This window comes from Micromonospora sp. DT43, assembly GCF_049841645.1.
GTDB lineage: Bacteria > Actinomycetota > Actinomycetes > Mycobacteriales > Micromonosporaceae > Micromonospora.
In genome coordinates this window covers 68,238-83,835 of record NZ_JBNCKR010000005.1, presented here as the reverse complement: position 1 = coordinate 83,835, position 15,598 = coordinate 68,238, and the positions used below count along the sequence as shown (strand labels likewise).

Genomic DNA, 15,598 nt, shown 5'->3' with positions numbered 1-15,598 from the left:
CGCACGAACCCGTCAGGCACTCCGGCCACACCGCTGCTCATCGGCCCGGCCGACCGCACGGTTTCGCAGGCCCGGCCAACCACAGGAAAGCACGCGAGGTGGCGGCGCTCTCCACGATGATCAGACGAGCGGCCCGGTCCACCTGCCAACCGGAGACCCACCGCCGCCCGGCCGATCGAACCAACCGACCGCACACCCCAGGAGACGATGACGATGATTCCCGACGACGATCCCACTCGCTCGCTGACCGTGGCGAACCCCGACGATCCCGACACGACCTACATTTCCCTGGTCGGCAACACCTACGGCATGTTGATCACGGGCGAGCAGACCAACGGCGCGTACTGCCTTATCGACATGCGCGTCCCCGACGGCGGCGGGCCGCCGCCGCACCGGCACGACTTCGAGGAGATGTTCACGATCCTTGAGGGCGAGATCGAGTTCACCTTCCGTGGCGAGAAGCACGTGGTGCGGGCTGGCTCCACGATCAACATCCCCGCCAACGCACCGCACAACTTCCGCAACACCTCAGGTGCGCCGGCCCACATGCTCTGCATGTGCACCCCGGCCGGGCAGGATGAGTACTTCACCCGCATCGGCGACGTCGTCGCGGGCAAGGACGCGCCGCCGCCGCAGCTATCACCTGACGAACTCGCCGAACGCCGTCGCCGTGGTGCCGAGCTGGCCTCGACCTACCGCAGCGAGTTCCTGTGACCGCCCACCAGCAGGCCTGGCTGGTCCAACCGTCAACGCATCGGGGGCACTCTCGACCGTCATTGTCCGAGCGCACAGTGTCACCGGAGAGGTCTGCGTTCTCCCAGCTCACATGCCGTTGGTGGGCCGCCTGGGACTCGAACCCAGAACCTAAGGATTAAAAGTCCTCAGCTCTGCCATTGAGCTAACGGCCCGCTGCGCTTCAGGCTACCCGACCTCCTGTGCCCGGGTTGATGTCCGCCCCCGCCCGGACGAGCGATGCTGATCTACGCCCCGCCGCGACTCCCGAGCGGTTGTGAGCGGCGCCCGCCCGCCCACCGACTCGGAGTCGCGGCGCATCGGGGGCAGGGCTGGACCAGGCATCGACGACTCGCTTGCGGGCCACACGGCGTATCGATCGAGCGGTAGCATCGCGCGTCGGAGCGCACTGGTGCGGTGACAGAGGGAGCAACGAACCGTCATGTCCTTCGTGCCTCCACCGCCGACGAGCCGCCACTGGACCTTCACCGCCGTCGCCACCGCGCTCGGCACACCGGCGTTGGTGTGGGGCGTCGACAGGTTGTACCGGTCCACGGATCGGTGCCTGCGGGCTCACGGATCGTCGATGGGCGATCCAGAGGGCGATATTCCGGACGCGTGCTCGGGGACCAGCGCGCTGTTGACCCTGCTGGTGCTGACAGCTGGCGCCTACGTGGCGGCGACGGCGATCACCGGGTTGTGTGTGGGGATGGCGGAGGGGCGTCGCCGGCGCGGCTTCGGCCACCGGCGCTGGCTCACCGTCACCGTCGTCGGTGTCGCCGCTCCGTGGGCGCTGGCCGCCTATGCCGTCGGCTACGGCATCGGCCGGGTGCTCCGGCCCCCGGCCGTCGACACCTCGTGGGCGGACGGTCGTGACGCCGCGCGTCGTACCCTCGAATTCCTCGCTCAGGGCGGACAGCCGGGCGCTGTGCCCACGCCCGGATTCTTCACCGAGGAGCCGGTTTACCTGGATGCCCGGCTGCACTACGCGCGGCACTACGGCGCGGCGGTCACCTACCAGCAGACCTCCGCGTTGGCGTTCGGGTCAACGGCCTTTGTCACAGGCGCCCTGCTCGCCAACGCCATCGGCAACAGCAGCGCCCGCTCCCGGGCGGAACGCCTGGCCCGTCCACAGTGGCGCGACCACGAACTCACCCGGGTCGTGCTCACCCCTTCCAGGACCTGGTGCTACTCATTCGGACGGTGGCTGTCGTTCGACCACGCCGGCGTCGTTGAATACCACCTCGACGCGCACGGCGTGGTGCTGCTGTTCGCCGACAGCGAGCCGCTGCGCCTGAGCGGGCCGGCCGCCTGGCTGCACGCGGTCTTCTTCGCGTACTTTCGCTTCGGCGCCCCGGCACTGACCACTGCGACGTTCCTCCTGCCGATTCGTGCCGGGCAAGCCGCAACGCAAGCCGCGCCGGCTCAATCCGCATTCCGTGGCTGAGGCGAGGGCCGGGCGTGGACCAACGCGAACACGACCGGACGACGCACACACAGTCCGGACCGCCAACACCGAAGGACGCCGCAGAGCGCGTTGACCGACTCCTGGTGGCCCTGCTGTGTCCAGAGCGGGGTATCTCCGGTCGGGGACTCTCCGTTCAAGCTCGTGTCCCTTATGTATGGCGGGAGCTTGACCGACCGGCACCGGTCACGGCCGCGGGCGACTGCCGAACGGTTGAACAGGAGCCCTTCATGACGGCCGGCGTCTACTAATTCCGCCAGTCGATGGATGACGCGATTCGGCAAGGCACGACCATCGTGATCCGCGGCAGCACCCTAGCGAGGAGAACCGACGGAACCGCCGACAGCGGCTCGGGCAGGGGTCCTTCACCGATCCAGCGCTTGACCGAGCCGCTTGAGCGCGTCGCCGGTGGCCGCCGAGGACACCACCGTGTAGATCTCATGGTGATGGCGAACTGGGCGTGCGCAAGGATCTGCATTGCCGCCGGGGATGCAGATCCAGGTCCGCCAGGAGTGAGGCGCAGGCCCGTCAGGCATCCCGGACGTGAGCTGTGACGGAGATGCGGCCAGCGGAGAGTCGAGGATGATGACAAGATCGGTCCGTCGCTCAATGCTTCCCCCTGACAGCCGAGCAAGCTTCCAGGAGGTACCGTGCCGAATGCGGCGAACTGGCTAGCAGGCCCGCTCTGCCTCGGATTTGGCGTGGTGTTCACACTACAAGCGGTGCGGCGCCTGCGGACAGAAAGACACCAGAGGCAGCAGCCGCTTCGCAGAGAACTTCTCAGCGGCCGCGAGTTGCTATGGGAGGGTCTTGCACTCGCCCTGCTCGGGACCGCCAACATGCTCGGTAGACCTTGGAATCTTCTGGCCATTCCAGCCGTGGTCGTGACCGTGGTGCTCGCGGTGCGCATCTTCTTGCGCTTGATCCAGGAACGGTCACGCCGAGCAGGCTGAACAAGCCCTAACGCCGTGCTCTGGCCGAGGCTTCGGCAGGCCGAGCGTCCACCCGGTGCCAAGCTATTGATGGGGTCGCAAATTTTTTCGGCGACCGCGAGGTGGCTGCGTCGATCGTTGGGGCGAGGGCCGTCAGAGTGGGTCGAGGCGGCGCTTGAGCAAGCAGAACTCGTTGCCTTCTGGATCGGCGAGGACGTGCCAGGACGCATCCGCAGGCTGACCGATGTCGACGAGTTTGGCCCCGGCGGCCAGGAGGCGCTCGAGCTCGGTGTCCTGATCGCGGTCGGTGGGGTTGACGTCGATGTGCAGCCGGGCATAACCGTTTTTCGGATCGTCGTCGCGGATAAGGAAGATCGTCGGCTGCGGGCCGCCGAACCCTTCGCGCGGACCTATCTCGATGTAGACCGCCTCTTCGCGATCGAGCTCTACGAAGTCCAGGACCTCGCACCAGAACCGCGCCAGCACCTCGGGGTCGCGGCACTTGAGCACGATCTCACCGATACGGCATGCCATTGACAAAACCCACTCTCAGCACGGGAACTGCCGGGGCGGCCGCACGTGGATCTCATGGGCTTCCCTGCAATGCGAAAAAAGCTCGCGATCGTACCGGGCGAGGCGGGCGGGGCTGGACGACTATGCCCGGCCAGGCTCAGCCCTGCCGGCTGCGGCCCACCAGTTGATCTCGCGTGAGAATCTCCCAAGGTCACCAACGCGAGGTACAGTTTTCTGTACTTACCCGGAGGTGATCATGCGGACCGTGAACTTCACCCAGCTACGGCAGAACCTGGCCGCCGAACTCGACAGCGTCATCAACGACGCGGAGGAGGTGGTGGTGACCCGGTCCGGCCACGAGCCGGTGGTCATCGTGCCGCTCGCGGAGTACGAGTCGATGAAGGAGACCGAGTATCTCCTTCGCAACCCGGCCAACGCCGCCACGCTGCGCCGATCGATCGCGGAGCTTGAGAAGGGCGACGCGACCGAGCGCGACCTGATCGACCCGGACACCGTACGGGACGTCGCATGAGGCTGGTCTTCACCGCGACAGCGTGGAGCCAGTACCTCAGCCACACGGACCGTAAGTTGGTCAAGCGCATCAACGACCTCATCGCCGACGTGATGCGCAACGGTTACGAGGGCATCGGCAAGCCGGAGCACCTCCGCGGCGAACTGTCCGGCTTCTGGTCCCGCCGGATCGATCGCGAACACCGGCTGGTGTATCGGATCACCAAGGAAGACGTCGAGATCGTCGCCTGCCGTTATCACTACGTCGACCGGTAACGGCCACATGCCCATCCGGCGAACGCAGATCGGCACGCCCGACATAACCGGGCTCGCCGTCACTCGCGGCGGGCGGGGCCGCGGAAGGCGTACGTCACAAGGCCCGTGACCGCCAGGACGGCCGCGACCACCGCCGCGGGACGGCTGGTGGAGGGCTGTCCCGGCCAGGTGGCGAGGGCGCCCCACGTGCTCGACTGCGGGAACATGGCGGCGACGACCGCCCAGCCCAGGGGGAGGAACCAGGCGCGGGCCACGCCGGCGGCCGTCGCGCAGAGTGCGGTGAGGCCCAGCAGGCCGGCGGAGTCGCGGACCACCAGGGCGGCCGGGCCGAAACGGGCGCCGGTCGGCTGGGTGGCGAGCAGCACGACGAGTACGAGCGCCAGCGCGGCCAGCAGATGCACGGCTCGACGCCACGGCCAGTGCAGTGCGGCGGTGCGTTCCAGGTCTTCGTCCGGGGCTGCCAGCGTGGTCGACAGGACCGCCACCATCAGCATGACCGTCAGTACGACGAGCAGGAGGATGGCGTCGCGCTCCGTGGACAGGGTCAGCCACAGCGCCCAGATCAGGGCTGCGCCGCCGACGGACGCGGCAAGTGCCAGGGGTACGCGTCGTGCGCGGAGGTGGAGGATCATCGGGACAGCAGTCCGGTGGTGTCCTGGCAGGCCAGGATCGCGTCGCGTACCGCCGTCACGCGGGAGAGCGCCTGGGGTGCGGGCAGCTTCCGCAGGCCCTGCCACAGGGCGACCGCCTCGGCGTTGAGCTGCGGATCCTCCTCGATCATTCCGGGGATGACGCCGACGTCGGAGACCGGCTCGCGGCCGAGCAGGTGGTAGGCGGCTGCTCGTTCGACAGCTGCGTCCCGCTCGCATTCCGGGCCGCCGTACCCGGCGCCCAGACCGAAGACCATCTCGGGGACCACGGAGTCGGGATGGGCCAGGCCGCCGTGGTCGTCGATGCGTACGACGATCGTGACGATGTCGGCGTCGCGGCCGGGCACCTCCCCAATGAGGTAGGCCCGCCTGTCCTCGTGTGCCTGCGTGGGGGCGCCCGGCATCTTCGCGAGGACGGCCAGGCCCTGGCGGGCGAGTGGGGTCAGCGCGTCCAGCACGTTCGCGTTGACCCGGGTGACGCAGACCTTCGGCGCGTCGTCGGTGCAGACGAGTTCGCGGGCGACCGGGTCGATCGGTGCGACGAGGGCAGCCTCGTCGCGGGGGACGATCGCCGCCGCGGCGCCGAAGCCGAGCAGCACCGGCAGCGCGGCTGCCGCGAAGGCCCGGGGGCCGCGGGCGACAAGCAGCAGTACGCCGGTCAGCGCGAGCCCTCCCATGAAGATGGCGAGTACGGCGGTGACCCGCGGGTCGATGGTCTGGAACGGGTAGAAGGGGGTGCTGCCGTAGGCGGGGGACATGATCGCGCCCAGCCAGTCCGGCCGCATGATCGCGGTGAAGAAGACAAGCAGCACACCGGCCACGGCGAGCACGGGGGCGGTCACCAGGGCGGGCAGCAGTCGCCCGATGCCCAGGCCGAGCCAGGCCGCCGCGACCAGGGAGAGCGCGCCGACAAGCATGATGGCGACGACGTCCGGCGGGAAGTAGGCGGCGGTCGAGGCGATCCGCATGCCGCCCGCGCCGACCACGAGCAGGAAGGCGAGCCCGACCGAGGCCCCCATCGCGACGAGGACCGGCAGCATCCGGCGGGCGCGGGACCGGGGTGTGGTGGCGAGCAGTTCGCCGACCTTGGCCCGGTGCTCGCGGCGGCCCTGCCACGCTCCGGCGGCCAGGGCGATCGGCCAGAGCAGGATCATGTACTCCTTCGTGGTCAGTGTGAGGTCCATCCAGCCCGCCGACCAGCGTCCCGGTGCGAGGTAGAGGGCGGCGACGCCGACCACCAACGCGAGCAGGGCCGCGCCGACCGCGGCGGAGCGCCGCAGTTCGATCCCGAGGACGCTCATCGGACGGCCTCCGCGTGGTGGCCGCGGAGCAGCGCGGAGTAGCCGCGTTCGGCGGGGGTGTCGCCCGGGTGGCGTTCGTCGCCCTGGGCGGCCAGGGCGGCGGGCGTGCCCTGCCACACCAGCCGACCCTCGTTGATCAGCACGACCTCGGTGCAGGCGGCGACCACGTCCTCGACGAGGTGGGTGGAGACCAGCACGCAGGCGTCCGTGCCCAGGTCACGCAGCAGCTCGCGCAGGTCGAGGCGCTGTTCGGGGTCGAGGCCGACTGTCGGCTCGTCCAGCAGCAGCACCTGCGGATCGTTGACGATGGCCTGGGCGACGCCGGCCCGGCGCAGCATCCCGCCGGAGAGTGTCCGGAGGCGGGCGTCGGCCTTGGCGCTGAGCCCGACGCGGTCGATCGCGCGCTGCGTGGCCGCCGGGATGTCCGGCTTTGGCATCTCCTTCAACCAGGCCAGGTACGACACGAACTCGCGCACCGTGAACCGTGGGTAGTAGCCGAAGTGCTGCGGCAGGTAGCCCAGTGAGCGGCGGGCCTGGCGCAGGTCGGCGCGACCGTCGACCGGACTGCCGAGCACTGTGAGTCGACCTCCGGCCGGTTTGAGGACCGTGGCGAGGGCACGCATCAGCGTCGTCTTGCCCGCGCCGTTGCGCCCGAGCAGGCCGTGGACGCCGGTGCCCAGGCTCAGGTCGAGCCCGTCGACGGCCAGGTGGCGGCCGGCCCGCACCTTCAGGGCCTCGGCGTGGATGGCCCATGGGTTGATGGTGGGCGCCGTTTCGGCAGTGCTCACCGCTCGCATGGTGGTTCCCTTCAGAACGAGGTGAGGCGCCGGAAGCTGTTGGCGCGCAGGAGGGTCAGGGCGGCAAGCACGACAGTGACGACGGCCCACCCGCCGGTGGCCGTCGGCCGCAGGAGCACCGGCAGTTCGGCGGTGACGAGGCTGGGCGCGACCACGGCGGCGGCCCACAGCGCCATCAGACCGATCGCGGCGCGGCGGACGCCGACGAGGGAGCCGAGCAGCAGCGTCGCGGCGGTGAAGGCCAGGCACGGCAGCAGCATCAGCGCCGGGTTCGCCCGACTGCTCCCGAGGGCGGCGAACGCGGCGAGCACCGGGATCACGAGGACGAGCACCGCTGCGGTACGTCGCAGCAGCATCGTCAGACCGGCCGAGGGGGTGCCGATGACCAGTTCCCAGGCCGGGTCGCCGCGTCTGCTCCAGGCGGCCGCGACCCCGGGCAGCGGCGCCAGGGGCGCGAGCAGCAACACGATCGACGGCAACTCGGACAGGAAGTACGTGAGCAGGGCCGCGGTGCCGAGCACGCAGGCGGTCATGGCGACCCACGGAAGCAGCGCCGCCACGAACCAGCGCTGCCGCACCGGCGTACGGAAGAGGGTCCTGGATCGTGGGGTGGGGCCTGCGGCGATCGCGGTGTCGACGGCTGCCGCAACCTCGGCGACCAGGGCGCGCGACTGGGCAGTGGTGCTGCCGGCCAGGCGGGCGCGGCAGTCGGCGCAGGTCTCCAGGTGCACCTCGATGGACCAGACGGTCGCCTCGTCGAGGCCGGGGTCGCCGTCGGCGTAGCGGTCGATCTCGTTCAGGGTGGGATGGGCTGTCATGACAGGGCCTCCCGCAGGACGATCCGGGCGCGGCGGATCCGGGACTTGACGGTGTTCTCGGGTACGCCCAGCAGCACGGACGTCTCGCGGACGGTGAAGCCGTCGAGGACTGTTGCCCGCAGCACCGCGCGGACCTCGGGCGGCAGCACGGCGAGGGCCTGTTCGAGTTCCTGCCCGACCCGGCCGGCCAGCACCTCGTCCTCGGCGGCGGGTACGACAGTCTCGACCGGGTGCACCTGCGGCATCCGGGCCTGCCGGGAGCGACGGCGGAACGCGTCGACCAGGCGGTGCGCGGCGATGGTCCACAACCAGCCGACGGCGCTGCCGCTGACCTGGTCGCCGGCGAAGCTGCCGGCCGCCCGCCAGAGGGTCAGGTAGGTCTCCTGGAGGACGTCGGCGACCACGTCCGGGTCGGCGCACCGACGCCGCAGCCGCACCTCCAGCCATGGTGCGGTGCGCCGGTAGAGCTCGTCGAAGGCCCGCCGGTCACCGCGGGCCACGCGGCGTACGAGTTCCTGCTCGTCGGCCGCGTCCAGACTTCGTCTCACATGGGGTAAGACGACGACTCCCTCGCGATCGGGTCCCGCATCGGTGTGACAGCCGTCACTCCCGTCGCCCGGTCGGGCGGCAATTCCGTTGCCCGGTCCCCGGATCGGCTGGTTAAGTTAGCGCCATGCCCAGCTCGTACGCGTTCCCGACGGCGTCCCCTGACGTCCTGCTCGGCGCGCTGCGACGCCGGCGGTCCTGCGACCGCCCGCGCTGAGCACTCCTCACCTGCGACCGGCGGATCGAGCCGCCGGTCACCGCCGATCATCCCGGTCCGCCCGCATCCCCTTTCGGTGATCCGCGAGCGACGGATCCGAGCGAGATCGGCGTACCCATGGATCTGGAGAATCTGCTTACCGACCGGCTGGCGCCGGCGTTCGCGACGGTGGCCGGCGTGCCTGTCGACCCGGTCGTGCGGCGGTCTCAGCGCGCGGACTTCCAGTCCGACGCGGCGCTGGCGTTGGCCCGGCGGCTCGGCCGGCCGCCGCGCGACATCGCCGCGCAGGTGTTGGAGCACGCCGAGCTGGCCGACCTGTGCAGCAGGGCAGAGGTCTCCGGGCCGGGCTTTCTCAACCTGACCGTTGCCGATCGGACGCTGGTGGGCCTGATCACCGCGCTCGCCGCCGACAGGCGGTTGGGCGTGCCGGTGACGGCCGAGCCGGAGACGGTGGTGGTCGACTACTCGGCGCCGAACGTGGCGAAGGAGATGCACGTCGGGCACCTGCGCTCGACGGTGATCGGCGACGCGGCGGCCCGGCTTCTGGAATGGCTGGGGCACCGGGTGGTACGGGCCAATCACCTGGGCGACTGGGGCACACCCTTCGGCATGCTGATCGAGCACCTGGCCGATCTGGGCGAGGCCGAGGCCGCGCAGGAGCTGTCCATGGGTGACCTGGACTCGTTCTACAAGGCGGCTCGGGCGAAGTTCGACGCCGACGAGGCGTTCGCCGAGCGGTCCCGGCGGCGGGTGGTGGCTCTGCAGGGTGGCGACCCCGTGACGCGGCGGCTGTGGCGGCTGCTGGTGGAGCAGTCCGAGCGGTACTTCATGACCGTGTACGACATGCTCGACGTGACCCTCACCGAGCGGGACTTCCATGGCGAGAGCAGCTACAACGACCTGCTCGGGCCGGTGGTCGAGGAACTGGACCGGCTCGGGTTGCTGCGGGAGAGCGGGGGCGCGGCCTGCGTGTTCCCGCCCGGAGTCGTCGGCCGGGACGGCGAGCCGCTGCCGCTTATCGTGCGCAAGTCCGACGGCGGGTACGGCTACGCGGCGACCGACCTGGCGGCGATCCGGCAGCGGACCGACGCCCTCGGCGCGACCCGCCTGCTCTACGTGGTCGGGCTGCCGCAACGGCGGCACTTCGAGATGGTGTACGCCGTCGCCGCGCAGGCGGAGTGGCTGGCCCCGCCGGCCCGGGCCGAGCATGTCGGGTTCGGCTCGATCCTCGGGTCGGACGGGCGGATGTTGCGCAGCCGAGCCGGCGGGTCGGTGAAGCTGGTCGGACTGCTGGAGGAGGCCATCTCCCGGGCGATCGCGCTGGCCCGGGAGCGGAATCCGGAGCTGGGTGCGGCGGAGGCGGCCGAGGTGGGCCGGGCGGTCGGCATCGGCGCGATCAAGTACGCCGACCTGTCCAACGACCGGCACCGGGACTACGTGCTCGACTGGGAGCGGATGCTGTCGTTGGACGGCAACACCGCGCCCTACCTCCAGTACGCGTACTCCCGGATCCGGTCCATCTTCCGGCGGGCCGGGGCGGCGGCCCGGCCCGACGCGGCCGTCTCCCTCGCCGAGCCGGCGGAGCGGGCGCTGGCCTTCGAACTGGTCGGGTTCGGCAGGGTGGTCGGCGAGGTGGCCGAGAATCTGGAGTTCCATCACCTCGCCGGCTACCTGTACCGGCTGGCCGCCGCGTTCAGCACGTTCTACGAGAGGTGCCCGGTGCTGCGGGCCGACGAACCGGTCCGGGAGAGCCGGCTGGTGCTCTGCGACCTGACCGCGCGGGTCCTCGGGCAGGGCCTGCACCTGCTCGGCATCCGGACTCCCGAACGGATGTGAGCGCTCCCGCCCCTCCTACTGCCCGGCCGCATTCATGGCGCGCTCGAAGTTGACGTAGCTATCCTCTTCGGGTGCTGGTCCGTGTGGAGATCGTTGGCACGAGTCCAGCACTGCGAAGGGACTTTTCGACATGCCCCGTGTCGTACCGGCAGTCATCCGCGCACTCGACGTCCTCGAACTGTTCCTGGACTGCCCCCAACTGTCGGCCCGTCAGGTGATGGAACGACTCGACCTGCCCCGCACCACAGTCCACGAGCTGCTCGTCACGCTCGAGGCTCGCTCGTACCTGATCTCCGTACCGGGCCAGCCGGTGCAGTATCGGCTCGGTATGCCGCTCTTCCAGCTGGGCGCGGCGTTCGCCGGCCGGCTTGACCTGGTACGCGAGGCGCAGGGGGTCGCGCGGGACGTGGCATCGAAGTGTGCCGAGGCGGTGCACGTGGCGGTGCTCGACCGCGCCGATGTCATCTACCTCGTCAAGTTCGACAGCACGCACCCCGTCCGGATGGTTTCCGGTGTCGGGCTGCGGCTGCCGGCCCACTGCACGGCGGTCGGCAAGGTGCTGCTGTCGGCGCTCGATCAGGCGGACCTGGATGCCGTCCTGTCGAAGGCCGCGCTGCCGGGGATGACGCCGGACAGCATCACCGACCCGGACCTTCTCCGTGCGCATCTCGAACGTGTCCGGGCGGAGGGCGTCGCTGTCGACGTCGGCGAGTCGGACAGCGCGATGCGGTGCGTGGCGGCGGCCATCCGGGACCATTCGGGTGCGGTCATCGCCGCGATGAGCCTGTCCGCGCCGATCATTCGCTGGACGTCCCAGGTGCAGTCGGAGTGGACCGGGCTGGTTCGCGAGGGCGCGGCCGCGCTGTCCGCCCGCATGGGCTACCGGGCCCCGTCTCGATAGCCGGCCTCCTGTTTTCGGCTCGAAACACCATCGAAACATTGACATTTCTCACGATGCTGCTCTAGCGTCGCGACCACTCGATCCGGTATCTCGAACTCAGTTCGAAATCTCGAACGGCGGTGGTCCCGTGACCCGACCGAACTGGAACGCCAGAGGCACCCTCTCGGCCCGGTCGCCGATCGCCTCAACCTCGTCGCGCTACCCGGCGAGCGGCACGCGGGTTCTCTCGCGCGCCGTCGCAACCCCGCCAACTCCCCCGACGGGTTTGCGAACGCACTGATCTGTGCGGGCGGCCCGTTCGTGGTCGCCGCACGAGACACACCTGGAACACAAGGATCGCGGTGTTCGTCAGGCACGCCTTCGGCGTGCAGTGGTGCGGGACTCTGAGGAGGCGAATGTCCATGGAGAAGAATCCAGCCTGGTCTCGACGCGGCTTTATGGGGATGGGAGTGGGGGTGCTCGGCGCGGCCGGTCTGGCCGCGTGCGGGGGCAGCTCCGACTCATCCAGCAAGGTGCAGCCCGAAGTTCCACAGGAGCTCATCGACGCCGCGTCGTCGATGAAGGGCTCCTCGATGGGGATGCTGTCGCAGAAGTTGTACTCGACTGCGGCGAACGAGGCCCTCGACAGCTCGATCAAGAAGTTCGCGGACACCACCGGAACGAAGATCGAGAACAGCCTCGTCCAGGCCGACGCCGGTGACGTGGTGGCCAAGATCGACGCCGAGGTCAAGGGCGGGGTGGCGCGTGACCTGGCGTTCATGACCGACTCGCGGTTCGTCGCTCAGTTCCAGGCGCTTGGCGACCTGGAGGACGTGACGGACGTCGTCCAGGCCCTGACCGCCAAGTACGGCCAACCCTCCGCCGAGGCCACGAACTTCTGCGTCTTCGACGGCAAGTGGTTCGCCATCCCGTACCACTTCATCGGGATCGGGTCGTTCCTGCGCAAGGACTGGATGCAGGACAAGGGCATCTCCCCCAAGGACATCTACAGCTGGGAGGAGCTGAGGGATCTGTGCCTGGAGATCTCCGATCCGACCAAGCGCCGGTTCGGCTGGGGCATGACTGTGAACCGGTCCGGTGACGGCAACGGCATGATCGAGGCGCTGATCAACGCCTACGGCGGCTCGATCGCCTCCAACGACGGCCGGAAGGTCACGTTCAACTCCCCGGAGACCGTGCAGGCGGTGACCTTCCTGGGCGACATCTACACCAATTCCAAGTACAAGCCGATGCTGCCACCGGGGATCGCGAGCTGGACCGACACCAGCAACAACGAGAACTGGCTCGCGGGCATCCTCGGTTACACCCGCAACCAGTTCAGCGTCTACGCGGACTCCCGGACCAAGAAGAACCCGGTGCACGCGAACACCCACGTGTTCTCCGACTGCATCGGGCCGGCGACGAACAATCCGCTGCTGCTCGGCCAGTCGCAGGGCTTCGTCGTCTTCAAGGGCGCCAAGAACCCCGGGCTCGCCAAGCTCCTGGCGCAGTACCTGGTCAGCGCACCCGCGCTGCTCGGGGTGGCGAAGGAGGCACCCGGCCTGGTGATGCCCGCCTGGGAGAAGGTCTGGGACGCCGACCCGTTCTTCACGAGCGGCGACCCGGCGTTCCCGATGCTGCGCAGGATCACCGAACTGAAGCTGCCGCTGAACACGAAGAACGGCCTGACCTTCCCGCAGAAGGCCAGCGCGGGCCAGCAGGCGGTGGGGTCGGCCTACGTGCTCACCGACATGATGCAGCAGGTCGTCCAGGGTGCCGCGCCGGCGCAGGCCGTGACGGACGCCCACGCGAAGATGGTGCAGATCTTCAACCAGCAGGGGCTGCGGCAGTGAGCTCGGTCCGTCAGGCACGGGTCCCGGCGGCGCGGAAGCCCCCGCCGTCGGGACCCGGCTCTCTCACGGCGGTCCAGCGGCGGCTCGGGCGTGACTGGCGGCTCGCGGCACTGTTCCTGGCGCCGATGGCCGTGCTTGTCGGCGGGCTCGTCCTCGTGCCGATCGCCCGCTCGATCATCACCAGCACCACCGAACGGCACGGGCAGGACACCGTGTTCGTCGGCCTGGACAACTACCTCGCGCTCGTCGGCGACGACCAGTTCCACACCGGCGTGGTGAACTCGTTCGTCTTCACCGCGTACGCCGAGGTCTTCAAGGTCGTGTTGGGGTTGGCCGCGGCCCTGCTGCTGCACCAGCGACGCCGCGGGCGGGCGGTGCTGGCCGGGCTGCTCCTGGTGCCGTGGGTGGTGCCGACCGTGGTGACGGCGTTCAGCTGGCGCGCGCTGCTCGATCCCATCTTCGGCAGCGTCAACACGCTGCTCACCACCACCGGGATCGGGCCGCTGCTTGCCGACGCGCACCTGGTCGACAGTTGGCCCGCTGGCTGGCTGTCGGATCCGTCGCTGGCCATGCCCTCGGTGATCCTCGTGAACGTCTGGAAGGGCGTGCCGTTCTTCACCGTGTGTTTCCTCGCGGGGTTGAAGGCCATCCCGGCGGACCTGTACGAGGCGGCGACGATCGACGGCGCCTCGTCCTGGCGGCGGTTCACCCACGTGACGCTTCCCGGACTGCGCCACGTGATCACCGTGACGGTGACCCTGTCGTCGATCTGGACGTTCAACAACTTCGACCTCGTCTGGTTGCTGACCCAGGGCGGCCCGGGCGACGTGACAGCGCCGTACGTGCTCGTCGCGTACTCGAAGGCGATCCTGCAGTTGCAGTACGGCGCCGGCGCGGCCGTCACGCTCGTCATGCTGCCGGTCATCGGCGGCCTGGTGTTCGTCCTGGTGCGGTTGCTGCGTCAGGACAGCGGCGTCAAGCTGCCCGGACGACGTCGGGCAACGCGGTGGATCGGCACGCGGAGGTGGGCCGCACCGGCGCGCAGGGCGCTGCCGTGGGTCGTCACCGCGGTGGTGACCGGCCTGCTGGCCTGGGCATCTCCGCAGATTTTCTGGAAGGCGGCGGTGGTCCTCGGGGTGATCCTGCTGATCGCGGCGGGGGTCGGCCGGGTGGTCTCGGCCCTCTCGTCGCGGGGCGGTCGCCGGTCGTCGTCGGTGGTGTCGGGCCTGGGATCCGGCGTCGCCCTGGCCGGGTTGCTCTTCTTCGTGCTGGGCCCGCTGTACTGGATCGCCGTCACGGCCTTCAAGTCCGAGGGCCAGGTCGTCATGCGCACCGACGACCTGTGGCCGACGCCGTGGACCCTGGAGCAGTTCGGCGCGCTGTTCGACAACCAACCGTTCGGCCGCTGGTACCTCAACACCCTGCTGGTGTCGGCGGCGTCCACGGCGGTGGCACTTGTCTGCGCCGCCCTGGCGGGCTACGCGCTGGCCCGGCTGCGGTTCCGTGGGGCGCAGGGCTTCACCGTCACGGTGCTGCTCACCTACGTGATGCCGGGCGCGCTGCTGTTCATCCCGCTGTACCAGATGCTCATCGGCGCGCGCCTCACCGACTCGTTGTGGTCCCTGGTGGTGACCTACCCGACCTTCACGCTGCCGTTCGCCACCTGGCTGCTGGTGGGGTACTTCTCGTCGATCCCAGTGGAGCTGGAGGAGGCCGCGCTCGTCGACGGTTGCAGCCGCATCCAGGCGTTCGGCCGGGTGGTGCTGCCGCTGGCCAAGCCGGGGCTGCTGGCGGTCGCGCTCTTCACTCTGACCAATGCCTGGAACGAGTTCCTCTTCGCCTTCGTGTTCATCACGAAGGACGAGTACAAGACGCTGCCGGTGGGGATGCAGTCGATGATCGCCGGGGACGTCGTTCCGCAGGGACAACTCGCCGCGGCGTCGCTGCTCGTCAGCATCCCCGTGGTCATCATGTACGCCCTCGGGCAGCGCTTCCTCACCGAAGGGCTCACCGCCGGCGCGGTGAAGGGCTGACCGGGTACGCCGATTCGCAGGGCGCGAACGTGGGTTGCGGCGAAGGGCGCTTGCCATCGGCTCTGGCTGCCCGCCGTGTCGCTGTGCTGTTGAGCGGTATACCTCAGAGGTATGAATATGACTCTGCGGTATACCGCTTACGACCGTGTCCGCCCCCTCGAAGGTGACCGACGGTCACCGCCGCCCGCCGGCTGCGCCCATCGCCCCCGGCCAGGGCCAGGAATTACTCGTCTAGTCCC

14 protein-coding genes and 1 tRNA gene are annotated in these 15,598 nt (G+C 69.5%); 8 read left to right on the top strand and 7 right to left on the bottom strand.

Features of this window, described 5'->3' with window-relative positions; genetic code table 11:
* Nucleotides 1–207 precede the first annotated feature (207 nt).
* Nucleotides 208–714, top strand: a complete 507-nt coding sequence (locus tag ACLQ26_RS14400; RefSeq protein ID WP_363681237.1) for a cupin domain-containing protein — start codon at nt 208–210, stop codon at nt 712–714.
* 119 nt (nt 715–833) lie between these two features.
* On the opposite strand, the gene ACLQ26_RS14395 is transcribed toward ACLQ26_RS14400, so the two are convergent.
* A tRNA-Lys gene (locus tag ACLQ26_RS14395) sits at nt 834–908 on the bottom strand.
* 410 nt (nt 909–1,318) lie between these two features.
* Between ACLQ26_RS14395 and ACLQ26_RS14390 the strand changes: the two genes are divergently transcribed.
* The gene (locus ACLQ26_RS14390) at nt 1,319–2,179 is read left to right on the top strand and encodes a hypothetical protein (RefSeq protein WP_425744883.1); all 861 of its coding nucleotides are present in this window, start codon (nt 1,319–1,321) and stop codon (nt 2,177–2,179) included.
* A gap of 1,103 nt (nt 2,180–3,282) precedes the next feature.
* On the opposite strand, the gene ACLQ26_RS14385 is transcribed toward ACLQ26_RS14390, so the two are convergent.
* On the bottom strand, nt 3,283–3,663 hold the full coding sequence (locus ACLQ26_RS14385) for a VOC family protein (protein WP_425744882.1): 381 nt from the start codon (nt 3,661–3,663) through the stop codon (nt 3,283–3,285).
* Nucleotides 3,664–3,898: 235 nt separating this feature from the next.
* Here ACLQ26_RS14385 and ACLQ26_RS14380 point away from each other — a divergent pair, with 235 nt between their 5' ends.
* Nucleotides 3,899–4,174 (top strand): type II toxin-antitoxin system Phd/YefM family antitoxin, encoded by a 276-nt coding sequence (locus ACLQ26_RS14380; protein WP_425744881.1) that lies wholly within the window; start codon nt 3,899–3,901, stop codon nt 4,172–4,174.
* Entirely contained in the window at nt 4,171–4,428 is a 258-nt protein-coding gene (locus ACLQ26_RS14375) for a Txe/YoeB family addiction module toxin (protein ID WP_425744880.1), read from the top strand. The genes ACLQ26_RS14380 and ACLQ26_RS14375 overlap by 4 nt, the downstream gene beginning before the upstream one ends.
* Before the next feature lie 59 nt (nt 4,429–4,487).
* Here ACLQ26_RS14375 and ACLQ26_RS14370 read toward each other — a convergent pair whose 3' ends face one another.
* From ACLQ26_RS14370 to ACLQ26_RS14350, 5 genes are read right to left on the bottom strand one after another with little or no spacing between them, the layout of a single operon-like run.
* Nucleotides 4,488–5,060 carry a hypothetical protein gene (locus ACLQ26_RS14370; protein ID WP_425744879.1) on the bottom strand — a complete coding sequence of 191 codons (573 nt, stop codon included), beginning with the start codon at nt 5,058–5,060 and terminating at the stop codon, nt 4,488–4,490.
* A complete protein-coding gene (locus tag ACLQ26_RS14365; RefSeq protein ID WP_425744878.1) occupies nt 5,057–6,379 on the bottom strand; it encodes a hypothetical protein in 1,323 nt (440 codons plus the stop codon). Before ACLQ26_RS14365 ends, ACLQ26_RS14370 begins: the two co-directional genes overlap by 4 nt.
* A complete protein-coding gene (locus ACLQ26_RS14360) occupies nt 6,376–7,176 on the bottom strand; it encodes an ATP-binding cassette domain-containing protein (RefSeq protein WP_425744877.1) in 801 nt (266 codons plus the stop codon). Before ACLQ26_RS14360 ends, ACLQ26_RS14365 begins: the two co-directional genes overlap by 4 nt.
* An 11-nt stretch (nt 7,177–7,187) precedes the next feature.
* Nucleotides 7,188–7,994, bottom strand: a complete 807-nt coding sequence (locus ACLQ26_RS14355) for a zf-HC2 domain-containing protein (protein ID WP_425744876.1) — start codon at nt 7,992–7,994, stop codon at nt 7,188–7,190.
* The gene (locus tag ACLQ26_RS14350; RefSeq protein WP_425744875.1) at nt 7,991–8,542 is read right to left on the bottom strand and encodes an RNA polymerase sigma factor; all 552 of its coding nucleotides are present in this window, start codon (nt 8,540–8,542) and stop codon (nt 7,991–7,993) included. The genes ACLQ26_RS14355 and ACLQ26_RS14350 overlap by 4 nt, the downstream gene beginning before the upstream one ends.
* A 332-nt stretch (nt 8,543–8,874) precedes the next feature.
* Between ACLQ26_RS14350 and argS the strand changes: the two genes are divergently transcribed.
* The 4 genes from argS (at nt 8,875) to ACLQ26_RS14330 (ending at nt 15,359) form a co-directional block, all read left to right on the top strand.
* The gene (argS, locus tag ACLQ26_RS14345) at nt 8,875–10,593 is read left to right on the top strand and encodes an arginine--tRNA ligase (RefSeq protein WP_425744874.1); all 1,719 of its coding nucleotides are present in this window, start codon (nt 8,875–8,877) and stop codon (nt 10,591–10,593) included.
* Nucleotides 10,594–10,723: 130 nt separating this feature from the next.
* Nucleotides 10,724–11,494: an IclR family transcriptional regulator gene (locus ACLQ26_RS14340; protein WP_425744873.1), complete on the top strand. Its 771-nt coding sequence runs from the start codon at nt 10,724–10,726 to the stop codon at nt 11,492–11,494.
* A gap of 401 nt (nt 11,495–11,895) precedes the next feature.
* Nucleotides 11,896–13,326: an extracellular solute-binding protein gene (locus tag ACLQ26_RS14335; RefSeq protein ID WP_425744871.1), complete on the top strand. Its 1,431-nt coding sequence runs from the start codon at nt 11,896–11,898 to the stop codon at nt 13,324–13,326.
* Nucleotides 13,323–15,359, top strand: a complete 2,037-nt coding sequence (locus tag ACLQ26_RS14330; protein WP_425744870.1) for an ABC transporter permease subunit — start codon at nt 13,323–13,325, stop codon at nt 15,357–15,359. Before ACLQ26_RS14335 ends, ACLQ26_RS14330 begins: the two co-directional genes overlap by 4 nt.
* Nucleotides 15,360–15,598: the final 239 nt, after the last annotated feature.

Excerpts from the sequence above, each read along its gene's own strand:
- ACLQ26_RS14340 (WP_425744873.1), top strand. The coding sequence starts at position 10,724 with ATGCCCCGTGTCGTACCGGCAGTCATCCGCGCACTCGACGTCCTCGAA.
- ACLQ26_RS14375 (WP_425744880.1), top strand. The coding sequence starts at position 4,171 with ATGAGGCTGGTCTTCACCGCGACAGCGTGGAGCCAGTACCTCAGCCAC.
- ACLQ26_RS14335 (WP_425744871.1), top strand. The coding sequence starts at position 11,896 with ATGGAGAAGAATCCAGCCTGGTCTCGACGCGGCTTTATGGGGATGGGA.
- ACLQ26_RS14365 (WP_425744878.1), bottom strand. The coding sequence starts at position 6,379 with ATGAGCGTCCTCGGGATCGAACTGCGGCGCTCCGCCGCGGTCGGCGCG.
- argS (WP_425744874.1), top strand. The coding sequence starts at position 8,875 with ATGGATCTGGAGAATCTGCTTACCGACCGGCTGGCGCCGGCGTTCGCG.
- ACLQ26_RS14380 (WP_425744881.1), top strand. The coding sequence starts at position 3,899 with ATGCGGACCGTGAACTTCACCCAGCTACGGCAGAACCTGGCCGCCGAA.
- ACLQ26_RS14390 (WP_425744883.1), top strand. The coding sequence starts at position 1,319 with ATGGGCGATCCAGAGGGCGATATTCCGGACGCGTGCTCGGGGACCAGC.
- ACLQ26_RS14400 (WP_363681237.1), top strand. The coding sequence starts at position 208 with ATGACGATGATTCCCGACGACGATCCCACTCGCTCGCTGACCGTGGCG.
- ACLQ26_RS14385 (WP_425744882.1), bottom strand. The coding sequence starts at position 3,663 with ATGGCATGCCGTATCGGTGAGATCGTGCTCAAGTGCCGCGACCCCGAG.
- ACLQ26_RS14360 (WP_425744877.1), bottom strand. The coding sequence starts at position 7,176 with ATGCGAGCGGTGAGCACTGCCGAAACGGCGCCCACCATCAACCCATGG.
- ACLQ26_RS14355 (WP_425744876.1), bottom strand. The coding sequence starts at position 7,994 with ATGACAGCCCATCCCACCCTGAACGAGATCGACCGCTACGCCGACGGC.
- ACLQ26_RS14370 (WP_425744879.1), bottom strand. The coding sequence starts at position 5,060 with ATGATCCTCCACCTCCGCGCACGACGCGTACCCCTGGCACTTGCCGCG.